The organism is Massilia sp. Root351 (genome assembly GCF_001425045.1).
GTDB lineage: Bacteria > Pseudomonadota > Gammaproteobacteria > Burkholderiales > Burkholderiaceae_D > Rugamonas.
This window is the reverse complement of the sequence record NZ_LMDJ01000001.1, coordinates 349,216-366,082: the sequence shown is the minus strand read 5'-3', so window position 1 is coordinate 366,082 and position 16,867 is coordinate 349,216. Positions and strand designations below refer to the sequence as shown.

Here is a 16,867-nt window from a genome sequence, read left to right as displayed (position 1 = left end):
GCCTCAGGCCGGCCGTCCCTCGTCGCGGTAGCGCGCGCTGATGGCCTGCACTTCGCCCCAGCGCGCCAGCAGCGCGTTCACGCAGCGCGCGTCGAAATGGCTGCCGCGGTGGTCCAGCAGGTACTGGCGCGCCTGTTCCATGCTCCAGGCCTGCTTGTACGGCCGCACGCTGGTGAGCGCGTCGAACACATCGGCCACGGCGACGATGCGGCCCACCAGCGGGATGTCCTCGCCGGCGTGGCCGCCCGGATAGCCGGCGCCGTCCCAGCGCTCGTGGTGGCTGAGCGCGATCTCGGCGGCCAGCTGCAGCATGCGCGCCTGGCTGCCCTTGAGGATGTCATAGCCCATGCGCGCATGCTGGCGCATCACCGCCATTTCCTCCTCGTTCAGGCGGCCCGGCTTGAGCAGGATCTGGTCCGGCGTGCCGACCTTGCCCACGTCGTGCATCGGCGCCGCGTTCAAAATGTCTTCCTGCTCCTGTTCGGACAGCCCCAGTTCGGCCGCGATCAGGCGCGAATAATGCGCCATGCGCAGGATGTGGGCGCCGGTTTCCGGATCGCGGTATTCGGAGGCGCGCGCCAGCAGCATGATGGTTTCCTGCTCGCGCGCGCGCAGTTCGGCGGTGGCCTTGCGCACCTCGTCGCGCAGGCCCACGGTGGCGCGGCGCAGCTGCAGCATGTTGCGCGTGCGGGCCAGGAACTCCACCTTGTCGATCGGCTTGATCAGGAAGTCGCTGGCGCCGTTCTCCAGCGCGCGGTGGCGCACCTCGACGTCGGTGCTGGCGGTGACCATCAGCACCGGCGGGCGTTCGCGCGGGTCCGCCTGCAGGCCATGGTTCAACCCGGCGATCAGCGCCAGGCCGTCCATGTCGGGCATCATGTAGTCGATGATCAGCAAGTCCCAGGCATGGCTGTTGCACCATGCCAGCGCCGGGTGCGCGGCCCGGAAGCTGACCGTCTCCACGCCTTCGAGCTTGCCGATCAGGCGCGACATCAACACCAGGTTGATGTGGGTATCGTCAACAATCACTACCTTCATGGGGCAGCCACTTATTGTTATCGTTTTTATACAGCTTACTTCAGGCGGTTGCTGTAGGTCTTGCGGAACTTGGCCACCTTGGGCGCCACCACGAAGGCGCAATAGCCTTGCAGCGGGTGCTGCTCGAAATAATTCTGGTGATAGTCCTCGGCCTTGTAGAAAGGCTGCGCGGGCGACAGTTCGGTGACGATGGGCGCGTCCCACACCACCGCCATTTCGGCGATCACCTGGCGCGCGGTGGCTTCCTGTTCCGGCGACTGGTAATAGATCACCGAGCGGTACTGGGTGCCGACGTCGTTGCCCTGGCGGTTCAAGGTGGTGGGGTCATGGATGGTGAAGAAGATTTCCAGCAGGTCGCGGTAGCTGATGACGGCCGGGTCGAACTCGAGCCGCACCACTTCGGCATGGCCGGTGGCGCCGGTGCACACCTGTTCATAGGTGGGGTCGGGCTGCTGGCCGCCGGTGTAGCCCGATTGCACGCCGCGCACGCCGCGCACTTCCAGGTACACGGCCTCGGTGCACCAGAAACAGCCGCCGCCAAGCACGGCCACTTCCGTCGCTGCCGCATTGCTAGTCATACCGTCCCTCCCGCTCAGAGCACGTTTGATGATGACTACTGTAACGCAAAGCGCAAGCGCATGCACCTGCAAATGCTGTGCGGTGCGGTTCTTTGGCATAATGTTGGAAAATACAGGTTCCCCATGAATATTAGCTCCCCCCGCGCCGACTCGCGTGAATTCGATACGCTGCACTTCCGCCAGGCGTTGTCGCAGTTTGCCACCGGCGTTACCGTCATCACCACCCGCCTGGCCGACGGCACCTTCCGCGGCCTGACGGCCAGCTCCTTCAATTCCGTCTCGCTCGACCCGCCGCTGGTGCTGTGGAGCCTGGCCAACGGCGCCAACAGCCTGCCCATCTTCACCGGCAACTCGCACTACGTGATCAACGTGCTCAACGCCAGCCAGGCACACCTGGCCAAGCTGTTCTCCAGCCGCGGCGAAGACCCGTGGGCCAGCGCCGAGTACGAGCTGTCGCGCACCGGCCAGCCCATCCTGAAGGGCGCCGCCGCGTGGTTCGAATGCCACAACCGCAGCCGCTACCCGGAGGGCGACCACGTGATTTTCGTGGGCGAAGTGGAGCACTGCGAATCGGCCCCGCAGGCGCCGCTGGTGTTCCACGGCGGGCAGTTCCGGGGGCTGCGCTGAACCCTGGGCTAAAAACGGAAATTGGTGTCGCCATTTGAATAGCCGCTGCGGGGTCGGCGTTCTAGAATACCGGGATCTTTCACCATAACCAGAGACCACACCATGAGCCAAGCCCGCGCGCAATTCCACTGGGACGATCCCCTGTTGCTGAACGACCAGCTGACCAGCGAAGAACGCATGGTGCGCGACGCCGCCGCCGCCTACTGCCAGGACAAGCTGGCGCCGCGTATCCTGGAAGCGTTCCGCCACGAGCGCATGGACACCAGCATCTTCCGCGAGATGGGCGAACTGGGCCTGCTCGGCCCCACCATCCCGGACCAGTACGGCGGCCCCGGCCTGAACTACGTCAGCTACGGCCTGATCGCGCGCGAAGTCGAACGCGTGGACTCCGGCTACCGCTCCATGATGAGCGTGCAGTCGTCGCTGGTGATGGTGCCCATCTTCGAGTTCGGCACCGAAGCACAAAAACAGAAATACCTGCCCAAGCTGGCCACCGGCGAGTGGATCGGCTGCTTCGGCCTGACCGAGCCGAACCACGGTTCCGACCCCGGCTCGATGATTACCCGCGCCCGGAAGGTAGCGGGCGGCTACGCGCTGTCCGGCGCCAAGATGTGGATCACCAATTCCCCGGTGGCGGACGTGTTCGTGGTGTGGGCCAAGGACGATGAAGGCGCGATCCGCGGCTTCGTGCTGGAAAAAGGCATGGCCGGCCTGTCCGCGCCCGCCATCCACGGCAAGTTCGGCCTGCGCGCCTCGGTCACCGGCGAAATCGTGATGGACAATGTGTTCTGCCCGGAAGAAAACGCCTTCCCGGACGTGTGCGGCCTGAAAGGCCCGTTCACCTGCCTGAACTCGGCGCGCTACGGCATCGCCTGGGGCGCGCTGGGCGCGGCGGAAGCCTGCTGGCACACGGCGCGCCAGTACACCATGGACCGCCAGCAGTTCGGCCGTCCGCTGGCGGCCAACCAGCTGGTGCAGAAGAAGCTGGCCGACATGCAGACCGAGATCACGCTGGGCCTGCAAGGCTGCCTGCAGCTGGGCCGCATGAAGGACGCCGGCACCGCCGCCGTCGAGATCACCTCCATGATGAAGCGCAATTCCTGCGGCAAGTCGCTGGACATCGCCCGCGTGGCGCGCGATATGTTGGGCGGCAACGGCATCTCCGACGAGTTCGGCGTGATCCGCCACATGGTGAACCTGGAAGTGGTCAACACCTATGAAGGCACGCACGACATCCACGCGCTGATCCTGGGCCGCGCCCAGACCGGCATCCAGGCTTTCCAGTAAGCCGGGCCCGGACGAAAAAAAAACCGCCGTGAGGCGGTTTTTTTTCGTCTGCCGCGGCTTAGAAGTGGGTGCCGAGCATGATGGCAACGGCGGTCGGGTCCAGGCGCGCTTCCTGCGTCTGGCCGGTGGAGTAGCTGGCGGTGGTCTTGAGCCTGGTCTTGACCACGTTCACGTCCGCGAACCACTTGGCGTTGATGGCCATGGTGGCACCCAGTTGCACGCTGGCGGCCCACTTGTTCTTCATCGTGAAGGTCGACGCGGGGCCGCCCGGGTTGAGCAGCGCGGTCAGCTGGCCGGAACCGGTTTCCTTGCGAAAGTAGGCGTAGGTCAGGCCGACGCCGGCGTAAGGACGGATCGTGGCGGTCGGCTGGAACAGGCGGTATTGCAGGAAGGCAGTGGGCGGCAGCACTTCCGAGGTGGCCAGCTGGCCCGTGCCTTCCAGCGATCCGGCGCCATAGATCTTGTGCTTGTACGGCAAGCCCAGGTCCAGTTCGGCCGAGATGTTATCGGTCAGCATGCGGCCGATGGTGAAGATCGGCTGGGTGTCCGCGCCGATGTCGGCTTTGCTCTCCGGCAGCGCCGGGGCGCTGACGTTGCCGCTCTTGACCTTGGGCGTGATCTTGTTGATACCGGCTTTCACCACCCATTCGCCGGCCGCCTGCGCCGACGCGCCCGAGGCGGCGCCCATGGCGGCAGCCAGCGCCAGCATTTTGACAGCGCTATTGAAACGAATTTTCATCTTGTTATGTCTCCAGAATTGCAGTGATTACAGCCAGCCCTTGACGACCATTTTTTCCGACACGTAGCGCGCCAGCAGGAAGTGCAGGAACGGGGTCGGGTGCACGGTGTCGGCGTACGAGTAGTGGCTGACGTCGCCGGCTTTCAGGTTGGAGCCGTTGCAGGTCAGCGAGCTGCTCAGCGGGTTCTTGGCCGCCGTCAGGTCGCAAGCGGTTTCCTTGACGTTGGTCAGGCCGTACGGGCCCGGGTTGGTGGCCTGGTCATGGCTGACGCTGTAGGTGTCGATGATCAGCACGCCGTCGGTGGTGCCCAGTTCGGCGGTCAGCGTATCGTTGAAGCCCTTTACCATGGCGTTGATCAGCGTGCGCGTCGATTCCGAGCGCGACAGGCCGGACGGCGTGTTGGCCACGTCCGGGATGTTGTTGACCACCACGTACTTGGCGCCGTTGGCCAGGATCTGCGTCTTCACCAGGGCCGAAACTTCCTTGGCGGCGGTGATCATCACCGGCACCAGTGCCGGGCCGTTGGCGGCGGCGTAGTCGGCGCCAGCCTTGGCGCCGGCGGCAGCGCCGTCTGCCTTGGCCTTGGTGACGATGGCCAGCTGGTTGGCCGGCACCGCGGCGGCGGTGTTGCCGGCCATGACGGCGGCGGTCACGGCGGCGGTCACCACCGAGGTCTCGGTCTTGCCGGGACGCGCGTTTTCGGTGGCCAGGGCCAGGCCGATGGACGCTGCCGCCGTTTGCGGGTTGGTCGCGCCGGCCGCCAGCTGGGCCACCAGGCTGTTGGCGAAGGCGGTGTTGCCGGCGGCGGCGCCGGCGGCGGTGGCGGCGGTGGACAGGTGCTCCAGGCCCAGCAGCAGGTCGTTATTGCCGCTCCACATGAAGACGATCTCGTCGCCCTTGAACTTGCCGCCCACGGCCGCCAGGTGGTTTTTCACCTGGGTCACGGCCGGCACGGTCAGCGCGCCGACGTCGCTGCCGGTGGACTTGTGGTTGTCGCCCACCGGGTTGGTGACGCGCGAGCCGCCCTGGCCGTAGGCGTAGCAGCCGGTGTGGTTCTGCACCGGCACGCTGAAGCCCTTGGCCGCGTTGCCTTCCAGGCCGGTCTGCGCCGCGCAGGGGGCCGGCAGGCCGAACTGGGCCGCCAGCAGCTCGATCCAGATCTTGCCGGTCAGCGCGGGATTGGCGGCGGTGTTGTTGCCGTTGATGGTGAACTTGCCGCCGCCCAGGGCTGCCACGGTGCCGACCTTGTAGGTGCCGACGTCGGACAGGCTGTCGCCGAACGACACCTGGGATGCGAATTTGACTTTGAGGGTTTGGTCGCCGCCGGTTGGGCTGCCGCTGCCGCAAGCGGCCAGAATTGCCGCGGCCATGACCGCCAGGGCGAGTTTGGTGTGACGCATTGTATCTCCTGAAAAGAATATTCTTGTTTTAAACGCACGGGCGTGCTATTTGCAACCCGATTAATATGCCAGCCCCGGCAGGGGTTGTATAGCGCAATTTTGTAAATTGGGCAGTTTAGACTAAAGCGTCAAATAATTACAGTACGGATACATTTCACTCAGGATACATTTCACCGGGCACGGAAGAAGTCGCGCGCCGCGCGCAGGCAGAACGGCGCCACCAGGCCGGCGTGGTAGGCGTCGCGCACGGCGGCGTCGCCCGAGCCGCCGCTGACGGCGGCATTGGCGCGCACCGCCGTCTTGGCGGCCAGGAAGCCCAGCTTGGGCTGGGAATAATCGTCGCCGAACAGCGACGGGGTGGCGTCGAGGTTCACCACGTGCAGCGTGCCGCCCGGATTGCGGGCGCGGAAATGGTCGGCCGCCGCGCTGGTGTTGTAATAGGGAACCAGGGGATCGGCGTCGCCGCCGCACAACAGCAGCGGCGCGGCCGGCGCGTAATTGCGCAGGTCGTTCTTCTGCAGCCACAGGCGCAGCGGGTGCTGGGGCGCGCAGGCCAGCGCGTCGGCGGCGGCAGTCCCGCTAGCGTCACAGGGCCGCGCGCGCAGGTCGGCCGTGTAGGCATCGCGGTAGCTGGTGCGGACCAGGTTGCCGTCATTGAAGTAGGCCTTGCTGCCGTCCGCCTGCGGCATGGAATCCAAGGCGAACAAGGCACTGGCGGGCAGCTTGCCCAGGCTGGCCAGGTCGCCCAGGCTGAGCGTGCCGGGCAGGATGTCTTCGACGCCGAAGGCGTACGGCGCCTCGTACATCTCGCCGGGGCTGGCGTACAGGCGCGCGCCGGCGTGCTGGCCGGCGTTGACCAGCATGGGCAGGAAGGCGGTGGCGCCGTGCGTGGGCGCGCCGCCGAACATGGCGTCGCCGAATTTGAGCAGCGCGTAGGGACCGGACAGGCCGGCGGCGGCGGTTACCGTGAACTCGGCGGCGTGGCGCGTCTGCATGGCGCGCTGCGTGGCCAGCGCCACGTAGCCGCCCTGCGAATAGCCGGTGACGTACAGCCGCGCCGAGGCGCTGGCGCCGACAGCGCTGAACGCGGCCCGGGCCGCGCGCAGGCCGTCCACCATGTCGGCCGATTGCTGCTCGGCGTCCAGGTAGGCGTGGTAGCCCAGCGAGGAGCCGGCGTAGCCGGCATAGTTGGGCGCGACCACGATGTAGCCTTGCGCGGCGAAGATGGCGGCGATCAGGCGCGCCTCGGTGCCGTCCAGCTTGCTCATATCGTAGGACTTCAGCGGCGAGGTGCCGTGCGCGTACAGCAGCACCGGGCGCGGACCGGTGCAGGCGGGATCGGCGCCGGACGGCAGCATGAGGGCGGTGCTGGCGTCGGTGTCTTCGCCGGCCGAACCGATGGTGCGATAGCGCAGCGTATAGGTGCTGACGGCGCACAGCGGCGTGCTGGTGATGCTGCTGGCGCCGCTCTGCGCGCTGTCAAGCAGCTGCTTGAGCGCTTGCGCGTCGTAGGCAGCGACCGCCGTGGGGCCGCCCACCAGGGTGCCGCGCTGGGATGGCGGCGGCGCCACCACCACGGGGCTGGTGCCGCCCGGCGCGCCGCTGTTGCCGCCGCCACTGCCACTGCCTGCGCTGCCGCCACCGCAAGCGGCCACTGCAACCGCCAGTAGTGAAACTGTCAAAACTTCTGGTAAAACATGCCAACTCCGCCGATTTTTCTGTCAAATCAGCATAGCAGAGTCAGGGCATTGCGGACTGGAAAAAGCTGCGCGCGGACATCAGGCAGAACTGCGCAGCCAGCCGGCTGTGGTATCGATCGGACACCGCCTTGACAGGATCGCTACCCTTTTTGACAGCATCGGCGCGCATCGTGTCGCGTTCTCGCGCGAAACCTTGTTTGAACGGCAAATAAGGATCGTCCGGCAGCGGCGTTTCCAGGTCCACCAGCACCGCTGCCGCGCCATGCGCGGCAAAGTAGGCATGGGTGGCGACGGCGTTCGCGAACGGCACCACCGGGTCCTTGCCGGCGCCGCACAGCATCAGCGGCGAGGTCGGCGTGAAGGTGCGCAAGTCGTTCTTCTGCATCCATTTGCGCAGATTGTGCTGGGGCGCGCAGGCCAGCGGTTCGGCCGGGTCGCGCTCGCAGGGGTTGCTGGCCATGTCCTGCAGGTAGGCATTGCGGTAGCTGGTGCGCACCAGGTTGCTGTCCGCGAAGAAGGCGGAGGCGTCCGCCGCCTGCGGCTGCGAGTCGCGCGCAAACAGGGCGCCGCCCTTGGGCAGCCGGCCCTTCCTGACCAGGTCGTCCAGCCGGACCTTGTTGGGCAGCAGGCTTTCTATGCCGCTGGCGTAGCGCGCTTCGTACAGGTCTTCCGGCGCGGCGTACAGGGCGGCGCCGGCGCGCTGGCCGGAGGTGGTGAGCAGCGGCAGATAGGACGTGACGCCGGTGTTGGGGCGGCCGCTGAAGATGCCGTCGGCCATTCTCACCAGCGCATACGGGCCGGACAGCGCCGCGGTGGCGGTGACGGTGAATTCGTCCGCATGGTGCAGCTGGATGGCGCGCTGCGTGGCCAGCGCCACGAAGCCGCCCTGGGAGTAGCCGGTCAGGAAAAGCTGGGCGGACGCCTTGGCGCCGAGCACGGCGTAGGCGGTGCGCGCGGCGCGCAGCGCGTCCACCATGTCGCCGGCCTGCTGCTCGGCGTTCAGGTAGGGGTGGTAAGGCAGGCTGGAGTTGCCGTAGCCGGCGTAGTCCGGCGCCACCACGATATAGCCCTGGGCCGCGAACATGGAGGCGACCAGGCGCGCTTCGCCGTTCAGGCGCGCCATGCTGAAGGTCTTGTCGAGCACGGTGCCGTGGGCGTACAGCAGTACCGGGCGGGGGCCGCTGCACTGCGGATCGGCGCCGGAGGGCAGCATGATGACGCCGCCGGCGTCGGCCGGCTCGCCCTGCCCGCCCACGGTCTGGTAGCGCAGGCTGTGGACGGCGATGGTGCAGCGCGGCTCGCCGGTGACGGCCAGCAGGCCGTCGCGCCGTTCCAGCAGCGTGCGCAGCAGCGCAGCTTCAAGCTTGTCGACCTTGTCGGTGACCAGGTCGATCGGCACCACGGCGGGACCGGCCAGCAAGGTGCCGCGCGGGGCCGCCGGCTGCACGGACATGGCGGCCGATGGCACCGTCTTGTGGACCGCGCGGGCGCTTGCAGGGGCGGTCGGGGTGGCAATTGCGGGGGCGGACGGGATGGCAGCAGGAGGCGGCGCGGAGGCGGCGCCCGGCCGGGGCATGCTGACCGGCGCGAACGGCGGCGGCGCGTCCTGGGCCGGCGAGCTTGCAGGTGCGGCGGCAAGGATCGCCGCCAGCCAGGCATACAAGGTTCGGGTCATGGCGACCTCCTCTTCTTGTTATGCGCGCCGGACCGCTCCGGCGTGGTTCCCTTTCACTATTGCAGGAACGTCTCAACAATACCAGAAGAACCGAAAGCTGCGCGCCGGAGTCGGTCATTGACGCCCAGCCATGCGTCGTTTTGTGGCGGCGTTTCGACGAGGATCAACTCGGCGCCGGTCTGGTCCATGGCGCGTAGCGCGGCGTACAGGCCGAAGGCATAGCCGGCGGCGTCCGGCGGCATATGCTGGTGCGGCCCCTGCTTCGCCTGCGGCAGGGCCGAATAATGGATCACGGCTGCCTTGCGGCCCTTGGCGGCCAGCTTGGCCAGCAGGTCGGGCAGCACCGCGCTGTCGGCCAGGACGACCGGGGCCTTGGGCGCGTAGTGCGATTCCAGCGTGCCGGAGGCGCGCGGGGCGCTCTGGTCGGGCAGGTTGGGCATGGCGCCGATGACGTCGGCGATGTCCTGCGCGCCGATATGGCCGGGGCGCAGCAGCACCGGGCCGTGCGTGGCCAGGCGCGACAGGTCGAGGATGGTCGATTCGATGCCGACCTGGCTGGAACCGCCGTCGAGCACGGCAAGGCGCAGCGCGCCGGCGGCCGACGCCGCGCCGGCGGCTGCATCGGCCGGGTCCGCCATGCTGGCGGTGATGGCGGCGGCGTAGGCGTGGGCGGCGGCTTCGGCCGCTTCCGCCTCGTCCAGCACCATGGCGCCGAATTCGTCGCGCACATGCTGCGCGGTGGTCGGGCTGACGTTGCCGAACTTGTTGGCCGACGGCGCGGCCACGCCGCCCTTGCCGCCCTTGAAGGCGGCCAGCAAGGCGATGGCCACCGGGTGCGACGGGCAGCGCATGCCCACCGTGTCCTGGCCGCCGGACACGGCGTCCGGGATATGGGCGTTGCGCTTGAGGATCATGGTCAGCGGGCCGGGCCAGAAGGCCTTGGCCAGCTGGTAGGCCTCGGCCGGGATGTCGCTGCACCAGTAGCCGAGGTCGGCGCCCGGCGCCACGTGCACGATGACCGGATGGTCCTGCGGCCTGCCCTTGGCGGCGTAGATGGCCGCCACCGCTTGCGGGTTTTCGGCGTCCGCACCGAGGCCGTACACGGTCTCGGTGGGAAACGCCACCAGCTTGCCCGCTTCCAGCAGCACGGCGGCCGCGCGGATGGCGGCCAGGTCGATCGCTGCGGTCACGGTGCGATGCCCAGGATGGCGCAGGCCGCTTCCAGCTGCCGCCGTGCCTCCGCCAGCGTAGGCGCGACGAAGGTCACATGGCCCATCTTGCGCGCGCGGCGCGGGTCGTCCTTGCCGTACAAGTGCAGATTGGCGCCGGGCAGCGCCAGCACCTGGTCCCAGGCCGGCTCGCGCGTGGCGTCCGACTCGTCGCTGAACCAGACGTCGCCCAGGATGTTCAGCATCACGGCCGGCGAATGCTGGCGCACGTCGCCCAGCGGCAGCCGCGCCATGGCGCGCACCTGCTGCGCAAACTGGCTGGTGACGCAGGCGTCCATGGTGTAGTGGCCGCTGTTGTGCGGGCGCGGCGCCATCTCGTTGACCACCAGCGAGCCGTCGGCCAGCACAAAGAACTCGATGCACAGCACGCCCACGTAGCCCAGTTCGGCCACGATGGCTTGCGCCGCCGCCTGCGCCTTTTTCGCGCAGTCGTCGGACACATTCGGGCCCGGCACGGTGGTGGTAAACAGGATGCCGTCGCGGTGCACATTTTCGGCGATCGGGTAGACCACCGACTGGCCGTCCGCACCGCGCGCGGTCAGCACCGACACTTCGTAGGCCAGCGGCAGCATTTTCTCCAGCAGGCAGGTCACCTTGCCCATGGATTCAAACGCGGCGCGCACGTCCTCGCGGGAGCGCACGCGCACCTGGCCCTTGCCGTCGTAGCCCATGCGCACGGTTTTCAGGATGCCCGGCAGCAACGCGTCGCCGATGGCGTCGATGTCGTCCTGCGAGGCGATCACCTTGTGCGGCGCCGGCTGCACGCCGGACTTGGCCGCGCAATCGACGAAAAAGCGTTTCTCGGCGATGCGGTCCTGCGCCACCGACACGCCGTGCGCGTCGGGCGCAACGAAGACGTGCTGCGCCAGGCGCGACAGACTGTCGGCCGGCACGTTCTCGAACTCGGTGGTGACGGCGAAGCACTGCGCGGCCAGCACGTCGAGGCCGGGGCCGTCGCTGTAGCCGGCGTTGATCAGGCGCTGCGCGACCTGCCCTGCCGGGCAGTCGTCGGACGGTTCCAGCACGGCCACCTGGTAGCCCATGCTTTGCGCGGCTTGCGCGAACATGCGGCCCAGCTGGCCGCCGCCCATGACGCCCAGCCAGGCTTGCGGATTGGCGGTGGGCAGGAACGGGGCCAGCGCGGTTGCAGGCTGGCGGGCCGCCTGCGGTGAAGACTTGGGATTACTCATTATTCAAGCGCACCATTCAAGCGGCAAAGTCGTGGAGCGGCAAGGTCATGGCCTGGGCCACGCCGGTTTGCTGGACGCGGAACGCTTCCAGCTTGTCGGCCAGCGCGTCGTCGGTGGCGGCAAGCATGGCCACCGCCGTCAGCGCGGCGTTGGCGGCGCCCGCTTCGCCGATGGCGAAGGTGGCCACCGGCACGCCCTTGGGCATCTGCACGATGGACAGCAGCGAGTCCTCGCCGCGCAGGTACTTGGACGGCACCGGCACGCCCAGCACCGGCACGATGGTCATGGCGGCCACCATGCCGGGCAGGTGGGCCGCGCCGCCGGCGCCGGCGATGATGGCGCGCAGGCCGCGCGCGCGCGCGCTCTTGGCGTAGGCGTACATCTGGTCGGGCATGCGGTGCGCGGAAATGACTTGGGCCTCGAACGGCACGCCGAACTGCTTGAGGATGGACACCGCGTTCTGCATCACGTCCCAGTCCGAGGACGAACCCATGATGACGCCGACGACAGGCTTGTTCTGATCGGCCATGCTTATACCTTCAGCTTCTCGCCGGTCAGGCGTTCGATGGCTTCGAAATACTTGGCCTGGGTTTTGTCGATGACGTCGGCCGGCAGCGCAGGCGCCGGTGCGGTTTTGCCCCAGGCCAGCGTTTCCAGGTAGTCGCGCACGAACTGCTTGTCGAACGACGGCGGCGACATGCCGGGCTGGTAGGAATCGGCCGGCCAGAAACGCGACGAGTCGGCCGTCAGCACTTCGTCCATCAGGTGCATCACGCCGTTTTCGTCCAGGCCGAATTCGAACTTGGTGTCGGCGATGATGATGCCCTTGGTGGCGGCGTATTCGGCGGCCGCCCGGTACAGGGCGATGCTGGTGTCGCGCATCTTGGCGGCCAGTTCGGCGCCGATGCGGCTTTCCATTTCGGCAAAGCTGATGTTTTCGTCATGCTCGCCCAGGTCGGCCTTGGCGGCCGGGGTGAACAGCGGCTCGGGCAGCTTTTCAGCCTGCTTCAGGCCGGCCGGCAGCGCGATGCCGCAGATGCTGCCGGTGTCCTGGTAATCCTTCCAGCCGGAGCCGATGATGTAGCCGCGCACCACCGCTTCCACCATGATGGGCTTGAGGCGCTTGGCCACCACGGCGCGGCCCTTTACCTGCTCCACTTCATCGGCGGCCACCACGGATTCCGGCGCCACGCCGGTCAGGTGGTTCGGCACGATGTGGCCCAGTTTCTCGAACCAGAAGTCGCTCATCTGGTTCAAAACCATGCCCTTGCCGGGAATCGGTTCGTTCATGACAACGTCGAAGGCCGACAGGCGGTCGGTGGTGACGATCAGGATCTTGTCGTCGCCGACAGCGTAGTTGTCGCGCACTTTGCCATGGCCGAGCAGTGGCAGGGATTTGATGGAGGATTGGTAAAGGCTGTTCATAGCGGGGAGGGTGATGTGATAAAGCGAGACAAAGCGAAACCGGCGCGCGGGCCTGCGTGCCCGCCGGTCAAGAAAATCGGGCCGGGGAATCCCCCGGCCCGTTCCAGACAGAATTTTACTTCACAATCTGCGCCAGGGCGCCGGCCTTGTAACGCTCGGCCATTTTTTCCAGCGGCAGCGGCTTGATCTTGCCGGCCTGGCCTTCGCAGCCGAACGCCAGCAGGCGCGCCTTGACGATCTCTTCAGCGGCGGCGCGGGCCGGCTTCAGGTAGTCGCGCGGGTCGAACTTGGCGGGGTTCTCGAACAGGTATTTGCGGATGGCGGCGGTCATGGCCAGGCGGATGTCGGTGTCGATGTTGATCTTGCGCACGCCGTGGCGGATGCCTTCCTGGATCTCTTCGACCGGCACGCCGTAGGTTTCCTTCATGTCGCCGCCGAATTCGCGGATGATGGCCAGCAGTTCCTGCGGCACCGACGAGGAGCCGTGCATCACCAGGTGGGTGTTCGGAATGCGGGCGTGGATTTCCTTGATGCGGTCGATCGCCAGGATGTCGCCGGTCGGCTTGCGGGTGAACTTGTAGGCGCCGTGCGAGGTGCCGATGGCGATGGCCAGCGCGTCGCACTGGGTGCGCTGCACGAAGTCGGCGGCCTGGGCCACGTCGGTCAGCAGCTGCTCGCGGGTCATGGTGCCGTCGGCGCCGTGGCCGTCTTCCTTGTCGCCCTTCATGGTTTCCAGCGAACCGAGCACGCCCAGTTCGGCTTCCACCGTCACGCCGATGGCGTGCGAGAACTTGACCACTTCGCGCGACACTTCCACGTTGTAGTCGTAGGAAGCCACCGATTTGCCGTCCGCTTCCAGCGAACCGTCCATCATCACCGAGGTGAAGCCGGAGCGGATCGCGGCCATGCAGACCGCCGGCGACTGGCCGTGGTCCTGGTGCATGACGACCGGGATGTGCGGATAGGCTTCGACGGCGGCGTCGATCAGGTGGCGCAGGAAGGCTTCACCGGCGTATTTGCGGGCGCCGGCCGATGCTTGCATGATGACCGGGCTGTTCAGGGCATCGGCGGCAGCCATGATGGCCTGCACCTGCTCCAGGTTGTTGACGTTGAAGGCTGGGATGCCATAGCCGTTTTCGGCGGCATGGTCCAGCAGCTGACGCATGGATACGAGGGACATGGTATTACTCCAAACAATAAAAAAATCGGTACGTGATCAGGCCGGGGAGAATTCCCCCACCTTCACTATCTTCAATGCGTTGGTGCCGCCCACCTGGCCCATCGGCTCGCCCCAGGTGACCACGATCATGTCGCCCTTCTTGACGATGCCGTACTCCACCAGCAGCTCTTCGACCTGGTGCAGCACCACTTCGCTCGAATCGCCCTGCGCCAGCTGGTAGGCGCGCACGTTGCGGTACAGCGAGGCCTTGCGGGCGGTGGTCACGCTCGGGGTGAGCGCGAAAATCGGCGTGTCGATGCTGTGGCGGCTCATCCACAGCGCGGTGGAGCCGGATTCGGTCAGCGCCACGATGGCCTTCACGCGCAGGTGGTGCGCGGTGAACAGCGCGCCGTAGGCGATGGACTGGTCGATGCGGGTGAAACGGACGTTGAGGAAATCGGCGTCCAGCTTGTTGTATTCGGATTGCTCGGCCTCGACGCAAATCGCGGCCATCATTTCGACGGTCTCGATCGGGTATTTGCCGGAGGCCGTTTCGGCCGAGGTCATGACGGCGTCGGTGCCGTCCAGCACGGCGTTGGCCACGTCGGACACTTCGGCCCGGGTCGGCACCGCGTTGACGATCATGGACTCCATCATCTGGGTCGCGGTGATGGCCAGCTTGTTCGATTCGCGCGCCATCTTGATCATGCGCTTTTGCAGCGCCGGCACGGCGGCGTTGCCCACTTCCACGGCCAGGTCGCCGCGCGCCACCATGATGCCGTCGGACGCGTCCAGGATCTCCTGCAGCGCCGGAATCGCTTCGGCGCGCTCGATCTTGGCGATCATCATGGCCTTGTGGCGGTATGGCTCGCCGGCGATGTTGGCCAGCTGGCGCGCCATCGCCATGTCGGTGGCGTTTTTCGGGAAGGAAATGGCCAGGTAGTCGGCCTGGAAGCTCATCGCGGTCTTGATGTCTTCCATGTCCTTGGCCGTCAGGGCCGGCGCGGTCAAGCCGCCGCCGTGGCGGTTGATGCCCTTGTTGTTGGACAGCTCGCCGCCGATTTTCACGGTGGTGTGGATTTCGCTGCCGCTGACGCGCTCCACCACCAGCACGATCAGGCCGTCGTTCAGCAGCAGCACGTCGGCCGGGCGCACGTCGGTCGGCAGCGCCTTATAGTCCAGGCCCACGCGCTCCTGGTTGCCCAGTTCGCCGTTCTCGCCCCACTTCGCGTCGAGGATGAACTGGTCGCCGTTGGCCAGTTCGATCTTGCCGCTTTCAAACTTGCCGATGCGGATTTTCGGGCCCTGCATGTCCGCCATGATCGCCACCTCGCGGCCGCACTCGGCGGCCGCCTTGCGCACCAGCGCGGCGCGCTCGATATGGTCCTGCGCCTTGCCGTGCGAGAAATTCAGCCGCACCACGTCCACGCCGGCCCGTATCATTTTGACCAGGATGGCGAAGTCGGTGGAAGCGGGGCCGATGGTGGCGACGATTTTGGTACCACGGGACATAGAGTTCCTTTGCTGGGAGCGGACAAGCAGATGCGACGGGCGGGGCAGACCCATCGGGTCCGCCCCCAGGTTTTACTTGTTGAAACGCTGGGTCAGAATTTCCACCGCAGGCAGAGTCTTGCCTTCCAGGAACTCCAGGAAAGCGCCGCCGCCGGTCGAGATATAACCAATTTTATCGGTAATGTCATATTTTGCAATCGCCGCCAGCGTATCGCCGCCACCGGCAATCGAATATGCCTTGGAACCGGCGATGGCCAGCGCCAGCGTCCTGGTGCCTTCGCCGAACTGGTCGAACTCGAACACGCCAACCGGGCCGTTCCACACCACGGTGCCGGCCGCGGCGATCTTGTCGGCCAGCAGCTTGGCCGTTTTCGGGCCGATGTCCAGGATCATGTCGTCGTCCGCCACGTCGGCCACATCCTTGATGGTGGCCGCCGCCGTTGGCGAGAATTCCTTGGCGCACACCACATCCACCGGGATCGGCACTTCGGCGCCGCGCGCGGCCATGATGTCGATGATGGCCTTGGCTTCGGCCACCAGGTCGTTTTCCACCAGCGACTTGCCGATGTTCAGGCCGACCGCCTTCATGAAGGTGTTGGCGATGCCGCCGCCGACAATCAGGCCGTCCACTTTCTCGGACAGCGCCTTCAGGATGGACAGCTTGGACGACACTTTCGAGCCGGCCACGATGGCCAGCAGCGGACGGGCCGGGGCGCCCAGCGCCTTGCCCAGCGCGTCCAGCTCGGCCGCCAGCAGCGGACCGGCGGCAGCCACCGGCGCGAACTTGGCGATGCCGTGGGTGGAGGCCTCGGCGCGGTGCGCGGTGCCGAACGCGTCGTTGACATAGACGTCGCACAGGGCGGCCATCTTCTGCGCCAGCTCGTCGGCATTCTTCTTTTCGCCCTTGTTCACACGCACGTTTTCCAGCAGCACCACCTGGCCGGCCTGCAGGCCTTCCAGACCGGCGCCGTCCACCCAGTCCTGCTTCAGTTCGACCGGCTGGCCCAGCAGCTCGGCCAGGCGCCTGGCGACCGGCGCCAGGCTGTCTTCCGGCTTGAACTCGCCCTCGGTGGGGCGGCCCAGGTGCGAGGTGACCATGACCTTGGCGCCGGCCGCCACGGCGGCGCGGATGGCCGGCACGGAGGCGCGGATGCGGGTATCTTCGGTGATGTTGCCGGCGTCATCTTGCGGCACGTTCAAGTCGGCGCGGATGAACACGCGCTTGCCTTGCAGCGCATGTTGGTCGATCAGATCTTGCAGACGAATGAAGTTCAGAACAGCTTGCATGGCTACCCAAAGGACGAAGG

The 16,867-nt window shown here is 66.8% G+C and carries 15 protein-coding genes; 2 read left to right on the top strand and 13 right to left on the bottom strand.

From position 1 onward, the window contains the following. Positions 1-3 precede the first annotated feature (3 nt). Both ASD15_RS01645 and msrA read right to left on the bottom strand, forming a co-directional pair. Positions 4-1,038, bottom strand: a complete 1,035-nt coding sequence (locus tag ASD15_RS01645; RefSeq protein ID WP_057152998.1) for an HD-GYP domain-containing protein — start codon at positions 1,036-1,038, stop codon at positions 4-6. 35 nt (positions 1,039-1,073) lie between these two features. Next, positions 1,074-1,616 carry a peptide-methionine (S)-S-oxide reductase MsrA gene (gene msrA, locus ASD15_RS01640; protein ID WP_057152996.1) on the bottom strand — a complete coding sequence of 181 codons (543 nt, stop codon included), beginning with the start codon at positions 1,614-1,616 and terminating at the stop codon, positions 1,074-1,076. 123 nt (positions 1,617-1,739) lie between these two features. Between msrA and ASD15_RS01635 the strand changes: the two genes are divergently transcribed. Continuing rightward, positions 1,740-2,243 (top strand): flavin reductase family protein, encoded by a 504-nt coding sequence (locus ASD15_RS01635; protein WP_057152994.1) that lies wholly within the window; start codon positions 1,740-1,742, stop codon positions 2,241-2,243. A 102-nt stretch (positions 2,244-2,345) separates the two neighbouring features. Then, positions 2,346-3,530, top strand: coding sequence for an acyl-CoA dehydrogenase (locus ASD15_RS01630; protein WP_057152992.1), 1,185 nt, complete (start codon positions 2,346-2,348; stop codon positions 3,528-3,530). Positions 3,531-3,588: 58 nt separating this feature from the next. Here ASD15_RS01630 and ASD15_RS01625 read toward each other — a convergent pair whose 3' ends face one another. The 11 genes from ASD15_RS01625 to ASD15_RS01575 all read right to left on the bottom strand — a co-directional run bounded on the left by ASD15_RS01625 (position 3,589) and on the right by ASD15_RS01575 (position 16,847). Next, a complete protein-coding gene (locus ASD15_RS01625; protein WP_057152990.1) occupies positions 3,589-4,269 on the bottom strand; it encodes an OmpW family protein in 681 nt (226 codons plus the stop codon). Positions 4,270-4,296: 27 nt separating this feature from the next. After that, positions 4,297-5,670: an SGNH/GDSL hydrolase family protein gene (locus tag ASD15_RS01620; protein WP_057152989.1), complete on the bottom strand. Its 1,374-nt coding sequence runs from the start codon at positions 5,668-5,670 to the stop codon at positions 4,297-4,299. A gap of 170 nt (positions 5,671-5,840) precedes the next feature. Beyond that, positions 5,841-7,352 (bottom strand): S9 family peptidase, encoded by a 1,512-nt coding sequence (locus ASD15_RS01615; protein ID WP_057152988.1) that lies wholly within the window; start codon positions 7,350-7,352, stop codon positions 5,841-5,843. Positions 7,353-7,410: 58 nt separating this feature from the next. Then, the gene (locus ASD15_RS01610; protein WP_082551481.1) at positions 7,411-9,045 is read right to left on the bottom strand and encodes a S9 family peptidase; all 1,635 of its coding nucleotides are present in this window, start codon (positions 9,043-9,045) and stop codon (positions 7,411-7,413) included. 56 nt (positions 9,046-9,101) lie between these two features. Then, entirely contained in the window at positions 9,102-10,235 is a 1,134-nt protein-coding gene (locus ASD15_RS01605; protein WP_057152984.1) for an L-threonylcarbamoyladenylate synthase, read from the bottom strand. Further along, entirely contained in the window at positions 10,232-11,464 is a 1,233-nt protein-coding gene (locus ASD15_RS01600; protein ID WP_057152983.1) for a 5-(carboxyamino)imidazole ribonucleotide synthase, read from the bottom strand. Before ASD15_RS01600 ends, ASD15_RS01605 begins: the two co-directional genes overlap by 4 nt. Before the next feature lie 16 nt (positions 11,465-11,480). Then, a complete protein-coding gene (gene purE / locus ASD15_RS01595) occupies positions 11,481-11,993 on the bottom strand; it encodes a 5-(carboxyamino)imidazole ribonucleotide mutase (RefSeq protein ID WP_057152981.1) in 513 nt (170 codons plus the stop codon). Positions 11,994-11,995: 2 nt separating this feature from the next. Continuing rightward, positions 11,996-12,889 (bottom strand): phosphoribosylaminoimidazolesuccinocarboxamide synthase, encoded by an 894-nt coding sequence (locus ASD15_RS01590; RefSeq protein ID WP_057152979.1) that lies wholly within the window; start codon positions 12,887-12,889, stop codon positions 11,996-11,998. A 115-nt stretch (positions 12,890-13,004) separates the two neighbouring features. After that, positions 13,005-14,069: a class II fructose-bisphosphate aldolase gene (gene fba, locus ASD15_RS01585; RefSeq protein ID WP_057152977.1), complete on the bottom strand. Its 1,065-nt coding sequence runs from the start codon at positions 14,067-14,069 to the stop codon at positions 13,005-13,007. Between the two features lie 36 nt (positions 14,070-14,105). Continuing rightward, positions 14,106-15,560: a pyruvate kinase gene (gene pyk, locus ASD15_RS01580; RefSeq protein ID WP_057152975.1), complete on the bottom strand. Its 1,455-nt coding sequence runs from the start codon at positions 15,558-15,560 to the stop codon at positions 14,106-14,108. A gap of 72 nt (positions 15,561-15,632) precedes the next feature. Continuing rightward, complete coding sequence (locus ASD15_RS01575; RefSeq protein ID WP_082551480.1) at positions 15,633-16,847, bottom strand: phosphoglycerate kinase; 1,215 nt, start codon at positions 16,845-16,847, stop codon at positions 15,633-15,635. Between the last annotated feature and the right edge of the window lie 20 nt (positions 16,848-16,867).